Here is a 16,702-nt window from a genome sequence, read left to right as displayed (position 1 = left end):
GCTCACCGGACGCTCTCCTCGAGCCCGACCCCGAGGCGGGCGCGGGGGACGCGACGTAACACGCGGTAGCGCAGCACTCCCGTCCAGAAGCCCTGGACGCCTGCAGCCCGGGCGAGGAACCCGTCGAGGTCGCGCGGCCCGGGCTTCAGCAGCATCGTCAGAGCGGCCGCCGGAAGCTTGACGGTCGCGATCAGTAGGCGTCCGCGGCCCACGAACGCAGAGGAACGATAGACGCCGTACCGCTGGCAGAGCAGCACATGGGTCGAGGCCGCACGGCGGGCGATGAGGCGACGGGCTCGTCCTGTCTCCCGAGTCCGGTAGGCGATGCGCATGGCGTACGAGTCCAGCACGGGGCGCCCCGCAGCACGGAGGCGGATGGCGAGATCGTTGTCCTCGCCGGCGGACGGCAACGCCTGGTCGAACCCGCCGAGCTGCAGATAGAGGGACCGACGCATCCCGAAATCGCCGCCCATGAGGATCGGGATCGCGAGCTCCTGCTGATGCCGCACCTCCGGTGCCGGGAGGGCCGCCGGCGCGATCCGATCACGGAGCGCGCTGATGTCCGTCCCGAACTCCGGGTCAGGGATCGGCAGCGCGCTGCCCGAGAAGGCGTCGGCCTGTTCGAAGAGAGCCCAGGCATCGGCGAGCCACCTCGCCGACACACAATCGTCCGCGTCGCAGAACACCAGGAAGTCGGTCGACGCATGGGAGGCACCCACGTTGCGCGCATAGGACGCGCCGGACTCGACATGGGCGTCGAGAAGACGGACCGCCGTGGCACCCGCAGCCAGAAGCGCGGATCGATGCTCTACGACCACTGCGGCCAGCCCGTCGGTCGAGCGATTGTCGACGATGAGCAGCTCGAACGGCGGAACATCCAGCTGAGAGGCGAGTGCGCGCAGCTGGAGCGGAAGAGTCCCCGCGGCCTGGTGGCACGGGATGATCACGCTGATCGCAGGAGCGGACGACATCACGCGGGCCCCTCCGAATCGGCGGGGAGCGACGTGCGCTCCCACCGTGGGTCGAACAGATCATCCACCGGCGGCCCGGCAGCGACGCGTTGATGGTAGGGCGGAGCCACCGCCACGTGGTCGTCGCGCAGCGCGGCAGCGAGATGGCTCCCCCAGTAGGAGAACGTCGAATTGGCGAGCACCAGCGTGCGGGACGCGACAAGTGCGGCGAGGTCGTCGAACAGGCTCGTCCGGTGCGGGAGGGAGCGGTATCCACCCGGGAGCGTGTCCTGGAGATTGTCGCGGCACCACCCCAGGTCGTCGGAGACGATCAGCACGTCCTCCGGGGCTCGGCCGGATCGTACGAGGATCTCGACTGCTTGCGACACGTGGGCGCGGATGTCCATGCCGAACTCGGCACGGAACTCCGGGACGCGGTAGTAGTCGCCGCGGCGCACGTTGATCACGCATGTCCGATCCGTGATGACGCGGCGCGCCGCTTCGACGCGGGACTCGAAGGACGGCGACCCGTCGAGAAGCCACCGGCTGAACAGCCGATTCTCCTCTGCCGTGAAGCTGGATCCGAAGTGATGCCGCGTCGCGAACGCTCGCTGGTCGAGAGGGGAGACGTCCGCGCGCGACACGGTGAGGCTCTCCAGAACGGGGAACTCCTCGAGCCACGCATCCATGTGGTCCGTGCGCAGCACCGAGCGGCGGTCCCCGGCGAGCTGCCCGAGGTAGGCCCACTGCCAGTAGTAGAGGATGTTCCCACCCCGCACGGCATCGGGCGTGAACTGCACCGTCGGAGCTCCTGGGCGCGCTCGGGCGGCCTCCAGCAAGCGCCGTGCGGTCCCAGTGATCATGAGCGTGCCCTCGAGATGACGTGAGGTGCTGCGAACGAGCGGCCGGCCTCAAGCGCCCAGGCCACCAAGTGCCGCAGGACGGCCGCTCGGCGGGACGCGCCCTTGCGTGCGTTCCAGAGCAGCGACAACGACTCTCGGGGCCGCATCGTCGAACGGTACGCACGCTTCGCCAGTTCCCACCGCGTCGAGGCCGCCTGCCCCCGCAGCGGTTCCTCGGCATCGGCATAGTGCCGCAGCGCGGCATCCAGCGCTACCAGGAAGGACGGGTTCGTCGAGGCGAAGCCGGTCGCCCCCAAGGAGGTCTCCAGCCGGCGCACGCCGACGAGTGCTTCGTCCGTCCAGACGAACCGATGATGCTTGGACAGCCGGACGAGGAGCTCGAAGTCCTCGTAGAAGAGGTCCGCCCGATAGCCACCGGCATCCTGCAGCACCTCGGTGCGCAGGAACAGCGACGCCGCAGGCATCCAGTTGGTGTGCAGAAGCGCAGCGAAAGGCCTCTCGCGGTCCTCGGGGCCTGCAGGCCAGGGGAACTCTGTCTGCGACGTCTCGTGCAGGACGGCGGACTCCCCGTCGATGACCACGGCGTCGCTGTAGGCGAGTGCGGCGTCCGGAGCCTTCTCCATCAGAGCGAGATGCCGCTCGATGCGCTGAGGCCTCATCACGTCGTCCGCCGAGATATAGGTGAAATACCTGCTGGTGACGGTCGCGAGATTCTTGTTCAGCGTTCTGTTGAGACCGATGTTCTCGTCGTTCCGTCGAAACTCCCCGAAGCCGGGATGAGCATCGAGATAGGCGGTGATGACGGCGGAGGTGTCGTCCGGAGAGTTGTCATCCGCGATGATCACCCGCCCGGGCACGGCAGTCTGCTGCCGGATGCTCTCCAGGCACTCGACGACGTACTCGGCATGTCGGTACGCGACCACCAGCACAGTTACGTCGGCGCCGGAATCTGGTGCGGGTGCCATGGCAGGATGCCTTCCCTCGAAGCTGTGGACGACACTGGCCGGAGTGCCGCCGTTACAGAGATGGTACTGAGCGTTGATCGCCGGTGGCCTGCGGGTTCGGCGTGCGGCCCGACGGGGCTATGAAGCCCGGCACCTTACTCGCCGGAAACTCGTGGAACGCGCACTACAGTGGCGATAGGGCCCTGGACGTGTGGCCGAAAACTGAGCAGGACCGGCGGGGCTCGGCGCACGAGCGGCCTCCGGCATGAGATGCGGTCGGGGGATCATGTCGTTGTCAGAAGATGCGCTGCGAGTTCGTCGCAGCGCCGGCGCAGCGCGTGCTGATGTTCGCCGGACTCTCGAAGGCATCGGCAGCCTGACCCGACTGCGACGTCAGTCGATCCTCCTCATGGTGGTGCTGGACGTCTTCGCGATCATCCTCGCGATGGGCGGCGCCTATCTGGTGCGACAAGCGGCGCTCGGCGCGGCCGGCGATCTCTCCGAGCACATCTTCGACAGCGCCGCCGTGATCGCGCTCGGCTGGTTGCTCGCGATCACCTTGTTCAACGGCTACGACCCGCGTCTGGTGCCATCAGGCACCGAGCTGTTCAGGAACCTGCTGCACGCCACCCTCGCCGCCGCCGGCATCATCGGCACCGTCGTCTACCTCGCCGACATCGAACTCTCCCGCGCGTTCTTCCTCGCCTTCTTCCTGCTGGGCCCGCCCCTGCTCCTGCTGGACCGAGTGCTGATCCGGCGCACCCTGAACTCCGCGCGCACACGCGGCAGGTTCCGTCAGGGGGTGATCGCCGTGGGCTCCCTCGCCCACGTGGACGGCATCGCCCGCACCATCCACCGCGAGCGCTGGCTCGGCTACGACATCGTGGGCGCCGTGACACCCACGGGCAGCGCGTCCACCTCCGAGCTCGGGATCCCCGTGCTCGGACCGGAACAGGACCTGCTGCGCATCGCCGAGGACCTGCGCCCGGGCATCCTCCTGTTCACCGCAGGTGCGACCGCGAGCGCCGAGGAGTTCCGTCGCACCGCTTGGAAGCTCGAGCACGAGGACGTCAGCGTGATCGTGGTGCCCGGCCTCACCGAGATCTCCGCCGACCGCCTGCGCATGCGACCGGTGGCCGGGCTCCCGTTGGTGCACATGGACCTCCCGCGGGCCCGTGCGGCGCTGAAATGGACCAAACGCCTCTTCGACATCGTGGCCTCTGCCGTGCTGCTCGCCGTGCTCTCCCCGGTGCTCGCCATGATCGCGGTGCGGATCCGGCTGCACGACGGAGGGCCCGTGGTGTTCCGCCAGGACCGCGTGGGCCGCGAGGGTCACCACTTCGAGTTCCTCAAGTTCCGCACGATGGTCACCGACGCCGAAGCCGTGCTGGTGGAGATGACCGAGCGCGCGGTGCAGGACCGCGGCAACGCCGTGATGTTCAAGATGCGCGAGGATCCGCGGATCACGAGGCCCGGCCGCTTCCTGCGTCGCTATTCGCTCGATGAGCTGCCGCAGCTGTGGAACGTGCTGCGCGGCGACATGAGCCTGGTGGGCCCGCGACCCGCCCTGCCCCGCGAAGCCTCCGCGTACGACGAGGATGCCCGCCGCCGGCTCAGCGTGCGCCCGGGCATCACCGGGCTGTGGCAGGTCTCCGGCCGCAGCGACCTCTCCTGGGAGGACACCGTGCGGCTGGACCTCTACTACGTGGACAACTGGTCCTTCATCCAGGACCTGCAGATCCTTCTGCGCACCGTGCGCGCAGTGCTCGCCTCCTCCGGCGCATACTGACGATGGCCGCTGCCGCACCCGATACCGGGCACCCTCCGAGAGCTCGGCTGCCCAGAGCGTTCCGGATCGTTGCGATCTGCGTGCTCCTGCTGTACCCGCTCGCCGCCGGTGTTCTGCTGCTGACCAGCGACGGATGGGCCGTGAACCGTGCGAATGTGCAGGTCTGGTACGTCGTGACGGGCATGGTGGGTCTGCGCGAGCAGATCTCCCCGGAGGGCTTCGCCATGATCGCGAACGTGGTGCTGTTCGTACCCTTCTTCACAGCGCTCGCGGTGCTGCGCCCCTCCTGGTGGTGGGTGCTGCTGGGGACCGCGCTGTCTACCTGCGTGGAGCTCTACCAAGGATCGATCGGCTCTCGCATCCAGGATCCGTGGGACATCGTCACCAACACGCTCGGAGCGGCGATCGGGGTGGCGATAGGCCTCGGCGTACGCCGTCGTGCGCTCAACGGCGCACGAAGCGCCCCCAGCGGGCCCACCACTCCCGGCGCACCTCCTGCCGAGTCGGCACCCGGCCCAGTCGGAGGCCCAGATGATCGCGGTTGACCCGCACCGCCTCCACGAGGATCCGCGCCCGACGGCGTGGTCCGCGGGCGTCGCGCAGCCGGGCCATCCACACCTCGGTGGGATTCGCCCGGCGATGCACCGCACGCCACAGGTGCTCGTCGGGCTGTCCGACCGCGAGTTCCGGTCTATCCGTCACCAGCGCGAGCGGCACGACTGCGCCGAGCTCCATCGCGAGGGCGTCGATACGGGCGCGGCCGTCGGCGTCGACCTCCGTCCAGGACACCCGCACGTCGTGCCGGGCCCTGCCCATCGCATCACGGGCGGCATGCACCAGCAGCAGCAGGCGCTGCGCGGTCAGATCCGGGACCGCACAGGCGATGCCACCCAGGTCGACCAGTTCATGAGCGTCCCAGAGCCGCTCGAACGTCACGGCCGGATCGTGCTCGAGGCCCGGGAAGGTGCGGTGCACGTCCACCGTGCCCCACACCTGATGGTGGAAGGTCGCGGCATGGGTGAACACGCTGCCGTGCTCGAACGTGGTGATCTGCTGCCAGTCGTGCGCAGCGAGCACCTGGCAGTAGAGGCCCACCTGGGCCGGGTCGACCAGCACGTCGCAGTCCGTGGAGGGGGAGCGGCCCTCGGCGAGCGACGGATGCAGGCTCACTCCCTTGAGATGCAGGATCCTGACCCCTGCTTCTCGGGCAAGATGGTCGAGGCAGCCGTGTGCGAGGCGAAGCCGCGTCTGTGCGGGAACCTGCACGGGAGCATTCATGAGATCGAGTGTAGAAGTTCCGCGCGGCCGGCGCGGATGAGAGCGGATCGAGGGAGGGGGACGCGGCATGTGGGAGCTTGAGAGCCACCTCCAGCACTATGCCTGGGGATCCGAGACAGCGATCCCTGACTTCCTGGGCCGCAGCTCCGATGGTGAACCGTGGGCCGAGGCCTGGTTCGGCGCGCATCCGCTGGCGCCCTCGCTCCTCGCGACCGGTCAGCCCCTCGACGCCGCGATCTCGGCGGACCCGCGCCGCATGCTCGGCGATGGAGTGAGCCGTGCCTTCGGTGACCGCCTGCCCTACCTGCTGAAGGTCATCGCGCCAGAACGGCCGCTCTCGCTCCAGGTGCATCCCGATCGGGAGCATGCCGCCGAATCCTTCGCGGCGGAGACCGCCGCCGGCCTCCCGCTGGACTCGCCGCTGCGCAACTACCGCGACGACAACCACAAGCCCGAGATGCTGGTCGCGCTCACGCTCTTCACGGCGCTGTGCGGATTCCGCACCCCGCGCCGAGCCGCCGCGATCCTGGAGGGCCTCGGCACTGACCTCACCGACCGACTCCACCACCTGCTGCTCACCAGCCCCACCGCCCACGGCATGCGCGCCGCGTTCCGGACTCTCGTCTCCGCGTCGATGCGCCCCGCCACGGAGGCTGTCGCCGAAGTGGTCGAGGCCTGTCGCGTGCGCTACGAGGCCGGCAACTCCCCGTCTCCCCGCATCGACCACACCGTCCTCCTGCTGGCCGAGCACCACCCGGGCGATCCTGGCGTGGTCGCCGCATTGCTGCTGAACCCCGTCACCCTCCAGCCCGGCGAAGCGATGTTCGTGCCCGCAGGCACCCTCCATGCGTACCTTCAGGGCGTGGGCCTGGAGATCATGGCGGCGAGCGACAACGTGCTGCGCGCCGGCCTCACGCCGAAGAAGGTCGACGCGGACGAGATGCTGCAGTGCGTCAGTGTCGCCGCCGCACCTCCGCTGCGTGTCGCCCCCGAGCACCAGAACGAGACGACCGTCGCCTACTACGCCCCGGTGGATGACTTCGAGCTATCGCTGACGCACCTGGCGGACCCACCCGGGACCTTCCGAGGGCAGCACCTGATCCCCGGCACCGGGCCCCGCACTCTGCTCGGCCTCGACGGGGAGATGCTCGTGCAGACGGACGCTGGCCGCCATGTGCTCACCGCCGGGAAGTCCCTGTTCGTGCCGGCGTCCGCCGGCACGCTGCGGGCGGGTGGCGCGGGACGATTCGTGCAGGCGAGCGTCCCGTGACCCGCTACAGACTGCGACCGGCGGTCAGCGAATGGGACGGCGGTGAGATGTGGGCAGCCGCCCTGCCGGACGGGCCCATCACCTGGATCGGGGGAGTGGGGGCCATCGCCTTGGACATGTTGATGGTGGACAGCCCCCCGTGCATCACCGAGTCGCAGACTGCAGAGGACCCGGCGGGCGTCCAGGGTCGTACGCTTCACGAGATCGTGATGGCACTGCGTGAAGAGATCCCCCGGATGCCGGACGACGCCGAGGATGTTCTGGCGGGCTTCTTCGACGGCCTGCGTGCGAGCGGCATCGTCGAACGCGTGGAAGACGGAGGCTCATGACAGGGCCAGGCCTCGGTGCTCCGGCGACGCGATCGCTGTCCGTGCGGGTGGCGGGTTTGTCGATCGCTATGTCTTTCGGGCCCGGGAGGGAGGGCCTGGCTGCGGAGGCCTTCGAGCTCTGGCGCCATCTCGTCGCTCCGGACCCTCCTGCCGTGCCGGACGTCGAGCTCACGTTCGTGACCGGAGAGGGGCCCGTCCCACCGGGAGCCACGGTCGTGGCGCCCTCGCCGACCGAGACGTACGCCCTCTCGGGAGCCATCACCCGCGCAGTTCTGACATCGCTCATCGGTCGGCGGCTCCTCCTGCACGCCGGCACGATCGATACCCCACGACTCGGCGTCGTCGTCCTGGTGGGGCCCTCGGGAGCCGGGAAGTCGACTGCGACAGCTCGGCTCGGCGCTGAGGGCGCATACCTGAGCGATGAGCTCACGATCATCGACCCTGACACCTTCGAGGTCACCGGGTACCCGAAGCCCGTCTCTCGATCGATACCAGGCTCGAGGGCCAAGCGTGACGTGTCCTTGCCGTCGCTTCACTTGATGCCCGCTTGCGCTGGCGGCTCGCCAGACCTGATCGTCCTTCTCCATCGTGATCGTGGGAACGGATCCGAGAATGGCCCGCCAGGTCTCGAGCGCATGCCACTCGCAAGCGCACTGCTGCGCTTGATCGGTCAGACGTCGTCGCTCAACCGTGTTCCCGGTGGCCTCGCTGCGCTCGCGCGCCTCATCGACTCTGCGGGCGGCGCGCTCCGCGCCCGTTATCACGAAGCCTCCGAACTGGCGGAGCTTCTCGATCACGCCCCTGCCCCGATCTCCGAGTGGTGGGCAGAGGTCGAGGCGTGCCGGCCAAGCCATGACGTCCAGCCCCGAGACCTGATGCTCGCCCCCTTCGACCAGGCTCTCGCGCTGGAGACGGGAGTGCTTGTGCTGGCACGACGTGAAGCCGGGCATCTCGAAGGGCTGCTGGGAGTCATCTGGGAACTGCTGCGAGTCCACGGGGGCCTGTCCCTGGATCTCCTGCAAGATCTGGTTGCCGAAGAGATCGGTCCTCACCCGGATGCCGCTCGCCGTGTTCGCTCAGCGGCGGACAGGCTTATCAGCGGAGGGTGGGTCATCCGGGCCTGACCCGAGCGGAGCGGAGTACGGGGACCAGCTGGTCGATGAGGTCGGAGATCAATGCCGCGCTCGTCGCCGCAGCAGGGGCTCCCTGCCGGTACGGATCCGGAACATCGCGATCACCCGGGACAGTGGTCCGACTCCAGTCGGAGATCACGTCGCGAAGCGGCGACTCCGGGTGGCGGTGACGGATGGCTGCGAGCTCAGGGACGCCGCCGAGCAGCCCGATCTTCCGCACCGCATGCGGATAGTCCTCCAGGAGATGGATGCGTTGGCGCCGAGACATGGTGAGCACCAGATCTGCCTGCAGGTCAGCCGGGGAGACCTGCTGGGCATGGAAGTTCGACGGGTCGCCGTGACGTGCCTCGAGCTCCACGGCCATCGGGGGGTCGATGGGATTCCCCTCGAGCGCGAAGATTCCCCTGCTTGACACCTTCAGCTCGGGGGAACGGCGCGCGAGAAGACGTTCCGCGAAAGGAGACCGACAGACATTGCCGGTGCAGACGAACAGCACCGAGAGAACGGGGCGGGACGACTGCTCCGCGGGAAGTTTCGAGGTGACCACCCGGGCAGGCTACGTCGTGAAGGGCCCAGAAGCGTCGTGCTGACCACCGGTCTCTGGCCACTGCTCTCCGGGACGGGCGCCATGCGATCTCATACCCATCGGTAACGTCACGGGCCGGTGACGGATCGATGACGCTCACCCCTTCTTGTGACCTTGAGGCCTTCTACCGTGTAAGGATGAGCGTGGCTACGACGCGCCAGGAGCATGCGCGTTTCTAGCCGCGTGCGTGCACACACCCGAGTCAGCTCTGGGCACCGGACACGCAGTTCTTGCTGGGTTTTTCCCTGCTCGTCGAGGCCGAGCTCCTCATCGGCTTCCACGGCGGGGCTGTTGAAAGAGGTCTTGTGAGCAGTTCTGCCAGTGTTGAGTCCGCCCCGCAGCGTCGTATCCGTCCCTCCCGTCGAGCAGTGGTGAAGGGTGCTGCCTGGGCAGCCCCGGTGGCAGCCTTCTCAGTCGGTGCGCCGGCTCTGGCGTTCTCGCCGTCGTGCACGGATGACTCGCTGCTTGATTCGCAGGCGCGGGCTCGCATGCTGAGCGGTCAGATCGGTGGCGCCGATCTCGACGTGATCGCTGAGGTCAATGGGGTTCATGCCCAGGCATTCGACCCGATCGCCGACGGCGCAGACAGCATCTCCCAGGACCTCAAGACGAATCCGTTGACGGTCGAGGCGCTGAGCGCCATCAACCTCAACCTGGGCGGTCTCAGCGGCGCGCTGACGACGATCCTCGACTTCGCCACCGCGCAGGATGCGGGTGTGCTGAACGAGTACGCGTATGCCAACGAGAATGCCCAGTCCGCGAACAACCCGGACGCGCCTGAGGTGGGTGGGGCCGGGGCAGTAGGCAACGACGGCACGATCGCCCTGTCCGTCGACGATCCGAACCCGCCCGCTCTCGGCACGATCAATCTGTACTCGATCCTCGAGCAGGCCACCGGCCCGGGCGTCGCACAGCTCGTCGATCTGATTGCAGGACTGAACCTCGACATTGGCGCTGTCGCAGGCCTTGCACGCCTCGATTACGTGTGCGACACCGCGCGAGGGGTCACCGAAGAGACGGTGGATCGCGACTACCTGCTTGCCTACCTCAACCTCATCATCGAGTCGAACCTCGTGGGCGACCTCGTGTCGGCGCTCAACGTGGTGTTGCCGTCGCTCACCATCTCGACCGATGCCGTATGGGATCTCCTTGAGGCTGTTCCGCTTCTCGGCCCCTTGCTGTTGCTGTCCGCGCTCGGACAGGGTGCGCTTGACGTCACGGCAACTGTAGATGTCAGCCAGTTGACGGCCCTGCCGATCCCGAACACCGAGAACGCTGCACTGCAGGCTGACCTCGCGGCCGGCACCATCACCATCGACGTTGCCTCGTTGCTCGGCGGTGCCTACACCGGGGCCATCTCGCCGTTCCTCAACGAACTCTCGCCGAACACGCGCCTGTTCGTCGATGCCCCCCTGCCGACCAATGCCGCCGCGTCCCTGGTGGATACGCTGGTCGATGATCTGATCGAACGTCTCAAGGACCTCGTCACTGTGACGGTCCGCGCGGGCAGTGTGAGTGGAATTCTGCCGACGGGTCTTCTGATCGAGGGGTCGCTGCGCGACTTCCTGGAGGGCGGCGCGACGGCACGATTCGTCCTGGCAGGAATCCCCGTCAATCTCGGTGCGCTCCTCAACCCGCTCCTCGGCGGCATCGGTGACCTGGTCGAGACCACGTTGAGCACTCTGCTCAACGATTCCGGTGTACTGCAGACGGCACTGACAGGCATCAACGGGCTTCTCTCCGTCCTGTTCGACGTGCTCAGCGGGGTGCTCGCCCTCACCGTGAACGCGCAGAACAATGCATCGGGCTCGATGCCGAACTACTACGCGGCCATCACCCCGGAGCGTCGTTACGACGTATCCGCCCTGCACCTGGAGGTGCTGGGCATGCTCAACCTGCTGAACCTCGCGGTGGCTCGCGGGTCCGTCGGCCAGAACGATTTCCGAGCCTGATCGGGTGTACAGGGCCCCGGTTCGCGCCCTCGGGCGCGTACCGGGGCCTCTTGAGTATCTGTTTCGACGACCGACCTCGCGAGGTTCGAGCACTATGTTCGTGACGCCAACTTCTCGTCCAAGCGACGCGGCTGACGAGCGCGCCCTGACATCATGACCACCATGCGAGGCATCATCCTGGCAGGCGGCACAGGCTCCCGCCTGCATCCCCTGACCATCGGCGTCTCGAAGCAGCTCATGCCTGTCTACGACAAGCCGATGATCTACTACCCGCTGAGCACCCTCATGCTCGCGGGGATCCGGGACATCCTGATCATCACCACCGCCGAGGACCAGTCCGCCTTCCAGCGTGTGCTCGGCGACGGATCCCGCTTCGGGGTGAACCTCAGCTACACGGTCCAGCCCTCGCCCGATGGCCTCGCGCAGGCGTTCGTGCTCGCAGAGGAGTTCCTGGCCGGTGAGCCCGCCGCGCTGGTGCTCGGCGACAACCTGTTCTACGGCCACGGCATGGGTGCTCAGCTCACGCGCTTCCGCGACCTTGAGGGAGCAGCGGTGTTCGGCTACTGGGTGAAGGATCCCAGCGCCTACGGCGTCGTCGAGATGGGGGCGGACGGCAAAGCGGTCTCCCTCGAGGAGAAGCCGGCCCAGCCCCGCTCCAATCTCGCCGTGCCCGGCCTGTACTTCTACGACGACACGGTGGTGGAGCGGGCGAAGGCCCTGCGCCCCTCACCGCGAGGCGAACTCGAGATCACCGACCTCAACCGCACGTATCTCGAGGACGATGCTCTGCAGGTCGAGGTGCTCACCCGCGGAACGGCCTGGCTGGACACCGGCACCTTCGACGACCTCGCCGCCGCCGGGGAGTTCATCCGCACCGTGCAGCAGCGCCAGGGCCTGCTGATCGGTTCCCCGGAGGAGGTGGCCTGGCGCAGGGGCTATCTCGACGACGAGGAGCTGCGCGAGCGCGCCGAGCCCCTGGTGAAGTCCGGCTACGGCCGCAACCTCCTCGACATGCTGGAGCGCGAACGCGCGGACCGTCCCGTCTGACCTGACCCCTGCGACCTCTTGGAGGGCTTCCATGCCACGTCACCTGCTCGTCACCGGCGGAGCCGGCTTCATCGGCTCGAACTTCGTCCACCATGTCCTCGCGCAGACGGACGACACCGTGACGGTGCTGGACAGCTTCACCTACGCCGGCAACACGTCTTCCCTGGACGGCCTCCCGGCGAACCGACTGCGCATCGTGAAGGGCGACATCGCCGATGCCGCGACGGTCGACCCGCTGGTGGCTGAGGCCGACGCCGTCGTGCACTACGCCGCCGAATCGCACAACGACAACTCGCTCGAGGACCCCAGCCCGTTCCTGCAGACCAACTTGATCGGCACGTTCACCCTGCTGGAAGCTGCGCGCCGTCACGGCACCCGCTTCCACCACATCTCGACCGACGAGGTCTACGGCGACCTCGAGCTCGATGTGCCGGACCGCTTCACGGAGGCCACTCCGTACAACCCCTCCAGCCCGTACTCCGCCACCAAGGCCGGCAGCGATCTGCTGGTGCGGGCATGGGTGCGGTCCTTCGACGTGCAGGCCACGATCTCGAACTGCTCGAACAACTACGGGCCGCGCCAGCACGTGGAGAAGTTCATCCCCCGCCAGATCACGAACCTGATCGACGGGATCCGGCCCCGTCTCTACGGCGCAGGGCTGAACGTGCGCGACTGGATCCATGCCGACGACCATTCCAGCGCCGTGCTCACCATCCTGGATCGGGGCACCATCGGGGAGACCTACCTGATCGGGGCCGACGGGGAGAAGAACAACAAGGAGGTCGTCGAGCTGCTGCTGCGGCTGATGGGCCACGCCGAGGACGACTACGAGCACGTCGCCGACCGCCCCGGCCACGACCTCCGGTACGCGATCGACCCCAGCCGCTTGCGCACGGAGCTCGGATGGGAGCCGTCCTACGACGACTTCGAGGCGGGCCTCGCCGCGACGATCGACTGGTATCGCGCCCACGAGGCCTGGTGGCGCCCGCAGAAGGCCGCCACCGAGGCCAAGTACGCCAAGAGCGGCCAGTGACCTCGCGCCTCCTTGCCACGGCCCGCCGCAGGAGCTGCACCACACCGTCCCCGAGGAGCCGTCGATGACCGATCTGACCGTGCACACCACCGCGATCCCCGGACTGCTGGTCCTCGACCTGCCGCTGCCCGGAGATAGTCGCGGCTGGTTCAAGGAGAACTGGCAGCGCCAGAAGATGGTCGCCGCGGGCCTGCCGGACTTCGGCCCGGTGCAGAACAACATCTCCTACAACCAGGCCGTCGGCGTGACCCGCGGGATCCACGCCGAACCGTGGGACAAGTACATCTCGGTGGCCACCGGGCGGGTGTTCGGCGCCTGGGTGGACCTGCGTGAGGGCGACAGCTTCGGAGCGACCTACTGGCACGAGATCACGCCCGGCGTGGCCGTCTTCGTGCCGCGCGGCGTGGGCAACGCGTTCCAGACCCTCGAGGCACCGGCCGCCTACACCTACCTGGTCAACGACCACTGGTCCGCCGCGGCCCAGGCTCGGTACACCTTCCTGAACCTCGCCGACGAGACTGCTGCGATCCCGTGGCCCATCCCGCTCGCCGACGCGGAGCTCTCCGCGAAGGACACGGCGCATCCGCGCCTGGTCGACGTCACCCCGGTGCCGCCGCGCCGCACCCTCGTCGTCGGCGGGGGAGGCCAGCTGGGCCGGGCCCTCGCTGAGCTCTGGGAGAGCCGGGCGGAGGTGGACGTCGTGACCCGCGCTCAGCTCGACATCGCCGATCCGCAGAGCGTCGACGCCTTCGACTTCGCCCCGTACGGCGCGATCGTGAACGCCGCGGCGCACACCGCCGTCGATGCCGCCGAGACGGACGAGGGGAGGCGGGAGGCTTGGGCCGTGAACACGACCGGTGTGGGACGCCTGGTCGGGGCGGCCCGCGCGCAGCGTGCCACGCTCGTGCACGTCTCCAGCGACTACGTCTTCGACGGGTCGGTCCCGATGCACTCCGAAGAGGAGCCGCCGAGCCCGCTCGGGGTCTACGGGCAGACCAAGGCCGCGGGCGATCAGGTGGTCGCGACGCTGCCGGACCACTACATCGTGCGCACCAGCTGGGTGACCGGCGAGGGCGTGAACTTCGTGGGCACCATGGCGAGCCTCGCCGAGCGCGGTATCGACCCGTCCGTGGTAGACGATCAGATCGGCCGGCTCACCTTCACCCAGGATCTCGCCGAAGCGATCGACCATCTGCTCGCGACCCGTCCCGTCCCCGGCATCTACAACGTCACCAGTGCCGGGGAGCCGCGGAGCTGGGCGCAGATCGCCGCCGAGGTGTTCGCCCTGACCGGTCACGATCCTGCGCGTATCACGCCGGTGAGCACAGCGGCCTACTACGCCGGCAAGGACGGCATCGCACCCCGCCCCGCCCACTCCGCCCTCGACCTCGCGAAGATCACGGCCACCGGATTCATGCCCCGCGAGCAGATCGCAGCGCTGCGCGAACACCTGCAGGCCTGATCCGAGGCAGCCCCGGGCTGGGCTGGGCTTGGTCGGCGGACGGGGCGACCCGCGGTGCCACGGCGTGGTCAGTCCTCCGCCACCGGCAGCTCGCCGTCCGCCTGCGCCGCCTGCAGCTGCTCCTGGATCTCCTGGACGAAGGCGATGACATCGCTGCCGCCGGTCACGGGGCCGCCGGCGAGCATGCCGTCGGCCCCGAGCAGGACGGCGCTGGGGGCGCCGCGGCTCCCGAGCGCCTCACGGGCGCTGAACACCGGATCGTGCAGGGCGTGGTCGCCCACCCGGGTGAGCGTGCGCTCGCGCAGCTTCTCCAGGGGCTTGGAGAACACCGTCTTCACCTGCATGAACGGGGAGAGCGTCGTGATCCATCCCGGGACCTCGTCGAGCACCCGCTCGCAGGGGCCGCAGCCCTCGCTCACGAACACCAGCAGGGCCGCCTGCTGGGCGCTCAGCACGCGCAGGGTGACCAGTGAGCCGTCGGGCCGTTGCAGCACGCCTGCGGGCACGGCATCGCGCTCGTAGTCGAGCAGCTCTCCCTCGTCATCGATTTCCGCCTCGTCCTGGGAGGTACCGCCGGCACCGGCATCGGCACCGGCACCTGTGCTCGCGCCTGAACCTGCGTCCGCGCCGGCGGCGGGGGCCTGCCTTCCGGTCGGCTGCCGGGCGTCGGTGGTGGGGGAGCCCTCATCGCCCCCGGGCGTCACGCCCCCGAGGGACAGCACGGTCAGCACCACGGCCAGCAGCAGGACGACGCCGAGGCTCACCAGTGAGAGCGGCTGCTGCACGAGCACCGCCGTCATCGCCCCGGAGGCCGCGGTGAGGACCGCCAGCAGCGCGAGCACCGTGAGCAGCACGTTGCGGCCCAGCGTGACGCGGGAGACCGTCGGCGAGGCGAGCGTGCCGAAGCAGGAGCATTCCACGGTCTCGTCCCAGGTCAGCGCGCGAGCGATGATCACCAGATAGGTGAGCATCAACGCGGCGACCAGGAGGGAGGTCATGATCTGCAGCGGGACCGACGGCACCCAGAGAACCAGAGCCAGCACGATCTCCACGACCGGCAGCACCGACGCGACGGACCGGTGGAACGGGCGCAGCGGGATCCGCAGCGACGTCATCGCGTCCTCGGTGCCCTGACGTGCCCCGAGCTTAGCCAACCCGGAGGTCAGCAGTGTCAGGGAGAGCAGGATCGGTGCAGCGATCAGCAGGGTGGTCATGAGTTCTCTCTTTCGACCACGCTATTGTCGCCGATGACCGTGGACGTCAGGAGCCTGCCGGTGGAATGAAGGACACGGGAGAGAACCAGACCGTGGGCGTGGTCGTGAGCTTCGCCTGGACGCCTTGCCGGTACGCGACGGCGATGGCAGATACCGGGCCCTTCCAGGTCAAGGTCACCGCGTAGTCAGGACCGCTGAGGTCCCCGAAGACGGTGTCCGCTGCGCGGAAGGGATCCCCCGGCGTCCCCCGGCCCACGACCTTCGAACCAGGGGCATGCTGCGAGAACATCACTGCTCCCGGGGGGATGTAGATCTCGTCCTGGAAATCGCGAGGGTCGAGTAGCCCGCGATCGCGGTCGCGGTCCAGGTCCTGGATGGTGAGGGAGACGTCGGTGACCGGCTTGGAAAAGCTGAGAGCGACGGTCTGGGCGGAGTCGCCGAGGGTGAGGCGATTGCTGCTCATCTCGAGCCGGCCGTCTGCAGTTGGTGTCCAGTTGCTGCCGACATGGGCGAGTCCGCTTCGAGTCAACGAGGTCGTGATCTTGGCACCTCCGACGGTCTGAGAGGCCGTCGTGGCGATGCGGTTTCCGCTGCCTCTCGGGAAGTCCGTCCACAGCATCGTCGCGGGCATGGCGCTCGCGGCGATCGCGGGGGCAGCGACACTCAACAGCACCATGGGTGCAGTCCAGAGAGCGCCCTTCGCCAGCGCGCGGCGGCCGAGGGGCGGGGTGTGCACGAGAGCCTCCAGTGAGAGTCCGACAGGCGATGGAAAACGGACACGCGCAAGAATACTAACTGGCAACGACGGTGCGTCGCCAGATCATGGACCAGGTGTTCATCCCCACGTCGGTC

The 16,702-nt window shown here is 68.3% G+C and carries 16 protein-coding genes; 9 read left to right on the top strand and 7 right to left on the bottom strand.

Annotated features, from left to right (window positions below; genetic code table 11):
* Positions 1–2: 2 nt before the first annotated feature.
* Genes INT49_RS00645 through INT49_RS00635 form a run of 3 tightly spaced genes read right to left on the bottom strand, consistent with a single transcriptional unit; the run spans position 3 to position 2,778 of the window.
* Positions 3–971, bottom strand: a complete 969-nt coding sequence (locus tag INT49_RS00645; RefSeq protein ID WP_114306145.1) for a glycosyltransferase family 2 protein — start codon at positions 969–971, stop codon at positions 3–5.
* Positions 971–1,750 carry an alpha-1,2-fucosyltransferase gene (locus INT49_RS00640; RefSeq protein ID WP_179303764.1) on the bottom strand — a complete coding sequence of 260 codons (780 nt, stop codon included), beginning with the start codon at positions 1,748–1,750 and terminating at the stop codon, positions 971–973. Before INT49_RS00640 ends, INT49_RS00645 begins: the two co-directional genes overlap by 1 nt.
* A 59-nt stretch (positions 1,751–1,809) precedes the next feature.
* Positions 1,810–2,778 (bottom strand): glycosyltransferase family 2 protein, encoded by a 969-nt coding sequence (locus tag INT49_RS00635; RefSeq protein ID WP_096196842.1) that lies wholly within the window; start codon positions 2,776–2,778, stop codon positions 1,810–1,812.
* A 265-nt stretch (positions 2,779–3,043) separates the two neighbouring features.
* On the opposite strand from INT49_RS00635, the gene INT49_RS00630 reads away from it, so the two are divergent.
* Both INT49_RS00630 and INT49_RS00625 read left to right on the top strand, forming a co-directional pair.
* On the top strand, positions 3,044–4,546 hold the full coding sequence (locus INT49_RS00630; RefSeq protein ID WP_179303765.1) for a sugar transferase: 1,503 nt from the start codon (positions 3,044–3,046) through the stop codon (positions 4,544–4,546).
* A gap of 2 nt (positions 4,547–4,548) precedes the next feature.
* Entirely contained in the window at positions 4,549–5,091 is a 543-nt protein-coding gene (locus tag INT49_RS00625) for a VanZ family protein (protein WP_096196844.1), read from the top strand.
* On the opposite strand, the gene INT49_RS00620 is transcribed toward INT49_RS00625, so the two are convergent.
* Complete coding sequence (locus tag INT49_RS00620) at positions 4,991–5,824, bottom strand: nucleotidyltransferase family protein (RefSeq protein WP_114383079.1); 834 nt, start codon at positions 5,822–5,824, stop codon at positions 4,991–4,993. The genes INT49_RS00625 and INT49_RS00620 overlap by 101 nt on opposite strands.
* A 67-nt stretch (positions 5,825–5,891) precedes the next feature.
* Between INT49_RS00620 and manA the strand changes: the two genes are divergently transcribed.
* The 3 genes from manA (at position 5,892) to INT49_RS00605 (ending at position 8,547) form a co-directional block, all read left to right on the top strand.
* Positions 5,892–7,094, top strand: coding sequence for a mannose-6-phosphate isomerase, class I (gene manA / locus INT49_RS00615; protein ID WP_114383081.1), 1,203 nt, complete (start codon positions 5,892–5,894; stop codon positions 7,092–7,094).
* 47 nt (positions 7,095–7,141) lie between these two features.
* Positions 7,142–7,423, top strand: coding sequence for a hypothetical protein (locus tag INT49_RS00610; RefSeq protein WP_193115791.1), 282 nt, complete (start codon positions 7,142–7,144; stop codon positions 7,421–7,423).
* 152 nt (positions 7,424–7,575) lie between these two features.
* Entirely contained in the window at positions 7,576–8,547 is a 972-nt protein-coding gene (locus INT49_RS00605) for a hypothetical protein (protein ID WP_147273461.1), read from the top strand.
* Here INT49_RS00605 and INT49_RS00600 read toward each other — a convergent pair.
* Positions 8,534–9,103, bottom strand: a complete 570-nt coding sequence (locus INT49_RS00600; protein WP_114383087.1) for an arsenate reductase/protein-tyrosine-phosphatase family protein — start codon at positions 9,101–9,103, stop codon at positions 8,534–8,536. The two genes, INT49_RS00605 and INT49_RS00600, sit on opposite strands and share 14 nt — an antisense overlap.
* 269 nt (positions 9,104–9,372) lie before the next feature.
* Here INT49_RS00600 and INT49_RS00595 point away from each other — a divergent pair, with 269 nt between their 5' ends.
* From INT49_RS00595 to INT49_RS00580, 4 genes are all read left to right on the top strand, one after another.
* Positions 9,373–11,094 carry a choice-of-anchor G family protein gene (locus tag INT49_RS00595; protein ID WP_193115790.1) on the top strand — a complete coding sequence of 574 codons (1,722 nt, stop codon included), beginning with the start codon at positions 9,373–9,375 and terminating at the stop codon, positions 11,092–11,094.
* A 162-nt stretch (positions 11,095–11,256) separates the two neighbouring features.
* The gene (gene rfbA / locus INT49_RS00590; protein ID WP_114383118.1) at positions 11,257–12,141 is read left to right on the top strand and encodes a glucose-1-phosphate thymidylyltransferase RfbA; all 885 of its coding nucleotides are present in this window, start codon (positions 11,257–11,259) and stop codon (positions 12,139–12,141) included.
* 31 nt (positions 12,142–12,172) lie between these two features.
* The gene (gene rfbB, locus INT49_RS00585; protein ID WP_193115789.1) at positions 12,173–13,174 is read left to right on the top strand and encodes a dTDP-glucose 4,6-dehydratase; all 1,002 of its coding nucleotides are present in this window, start codon (positions 12,173–12,175) and stop codon (positions 13,172–13,174) included.
* A 64-nt stretch (positions 13,175–13,238) separates the two neighbouring features.
* On the top strand, positions 13,239–14,636 hold the full coding sequence (locus tag INT49_RS00580; protein ID WP_193115788.1) for a sugar nucleotide-binding protein: 1,398 nt from the start codon (positions 13,239–13,241) through the stop codon (positions 14,634–14,636).
* 68 nt (positions 14,637–14,704) lie between these two features.
* On the opposite strand, the gene INT49_RS21350 is transcribed toward INT49_RS00580, so the two are convergent.
* Both INT49_RS21350 and INT49_RS00570 read right to left on the bottom strand, forming a co-directional pair.
* The gene (locus tag INT49_RS21350) at positions 14,705–15,850 is read right to left on the bottom strand and encodes a MauE/DoxX family redox-associated membrane protein (RefSeq protein ID WP_193115787.1); all 1,146 of its coding nucleotides are present in this window, start codon (positions 15,848–15,850) and stop codon (positions 14,705–14,707) included.
* Between the two features lie 46 nt (positions 15,851–15,896).
* Positions 15,897–16,526: a hypothetical protein gene (locus INT49_RS00570; RefSeq protein ID WP_193115786.1), complete on the bottom strand. Its 630-nt coding sequence runs from the start codon at positions 16,524–16,526 to the stop codon at positions 15,897–15,899.
* Between the last annotated feature and the right edge of the window lie 176 nt (positions 16,527–16,702).

The sequence above is a fragment of the Brachybacterium tyrofermentans genome (assembly GCF_014897585.1).
Taxonomy (GTDB): domain Bacteria; phylum Actinomycetota; class Actinomycetes; order Actinomycetales; family Dermabacteraceae; genus Brachybacterium; species Brachybacterium tyrofermentans.
The sequence above is the reverse complement of the archived record's forward strand: the minus strand, read 5'-3'. Positions and strand labels throughout refer to the sequence as shown.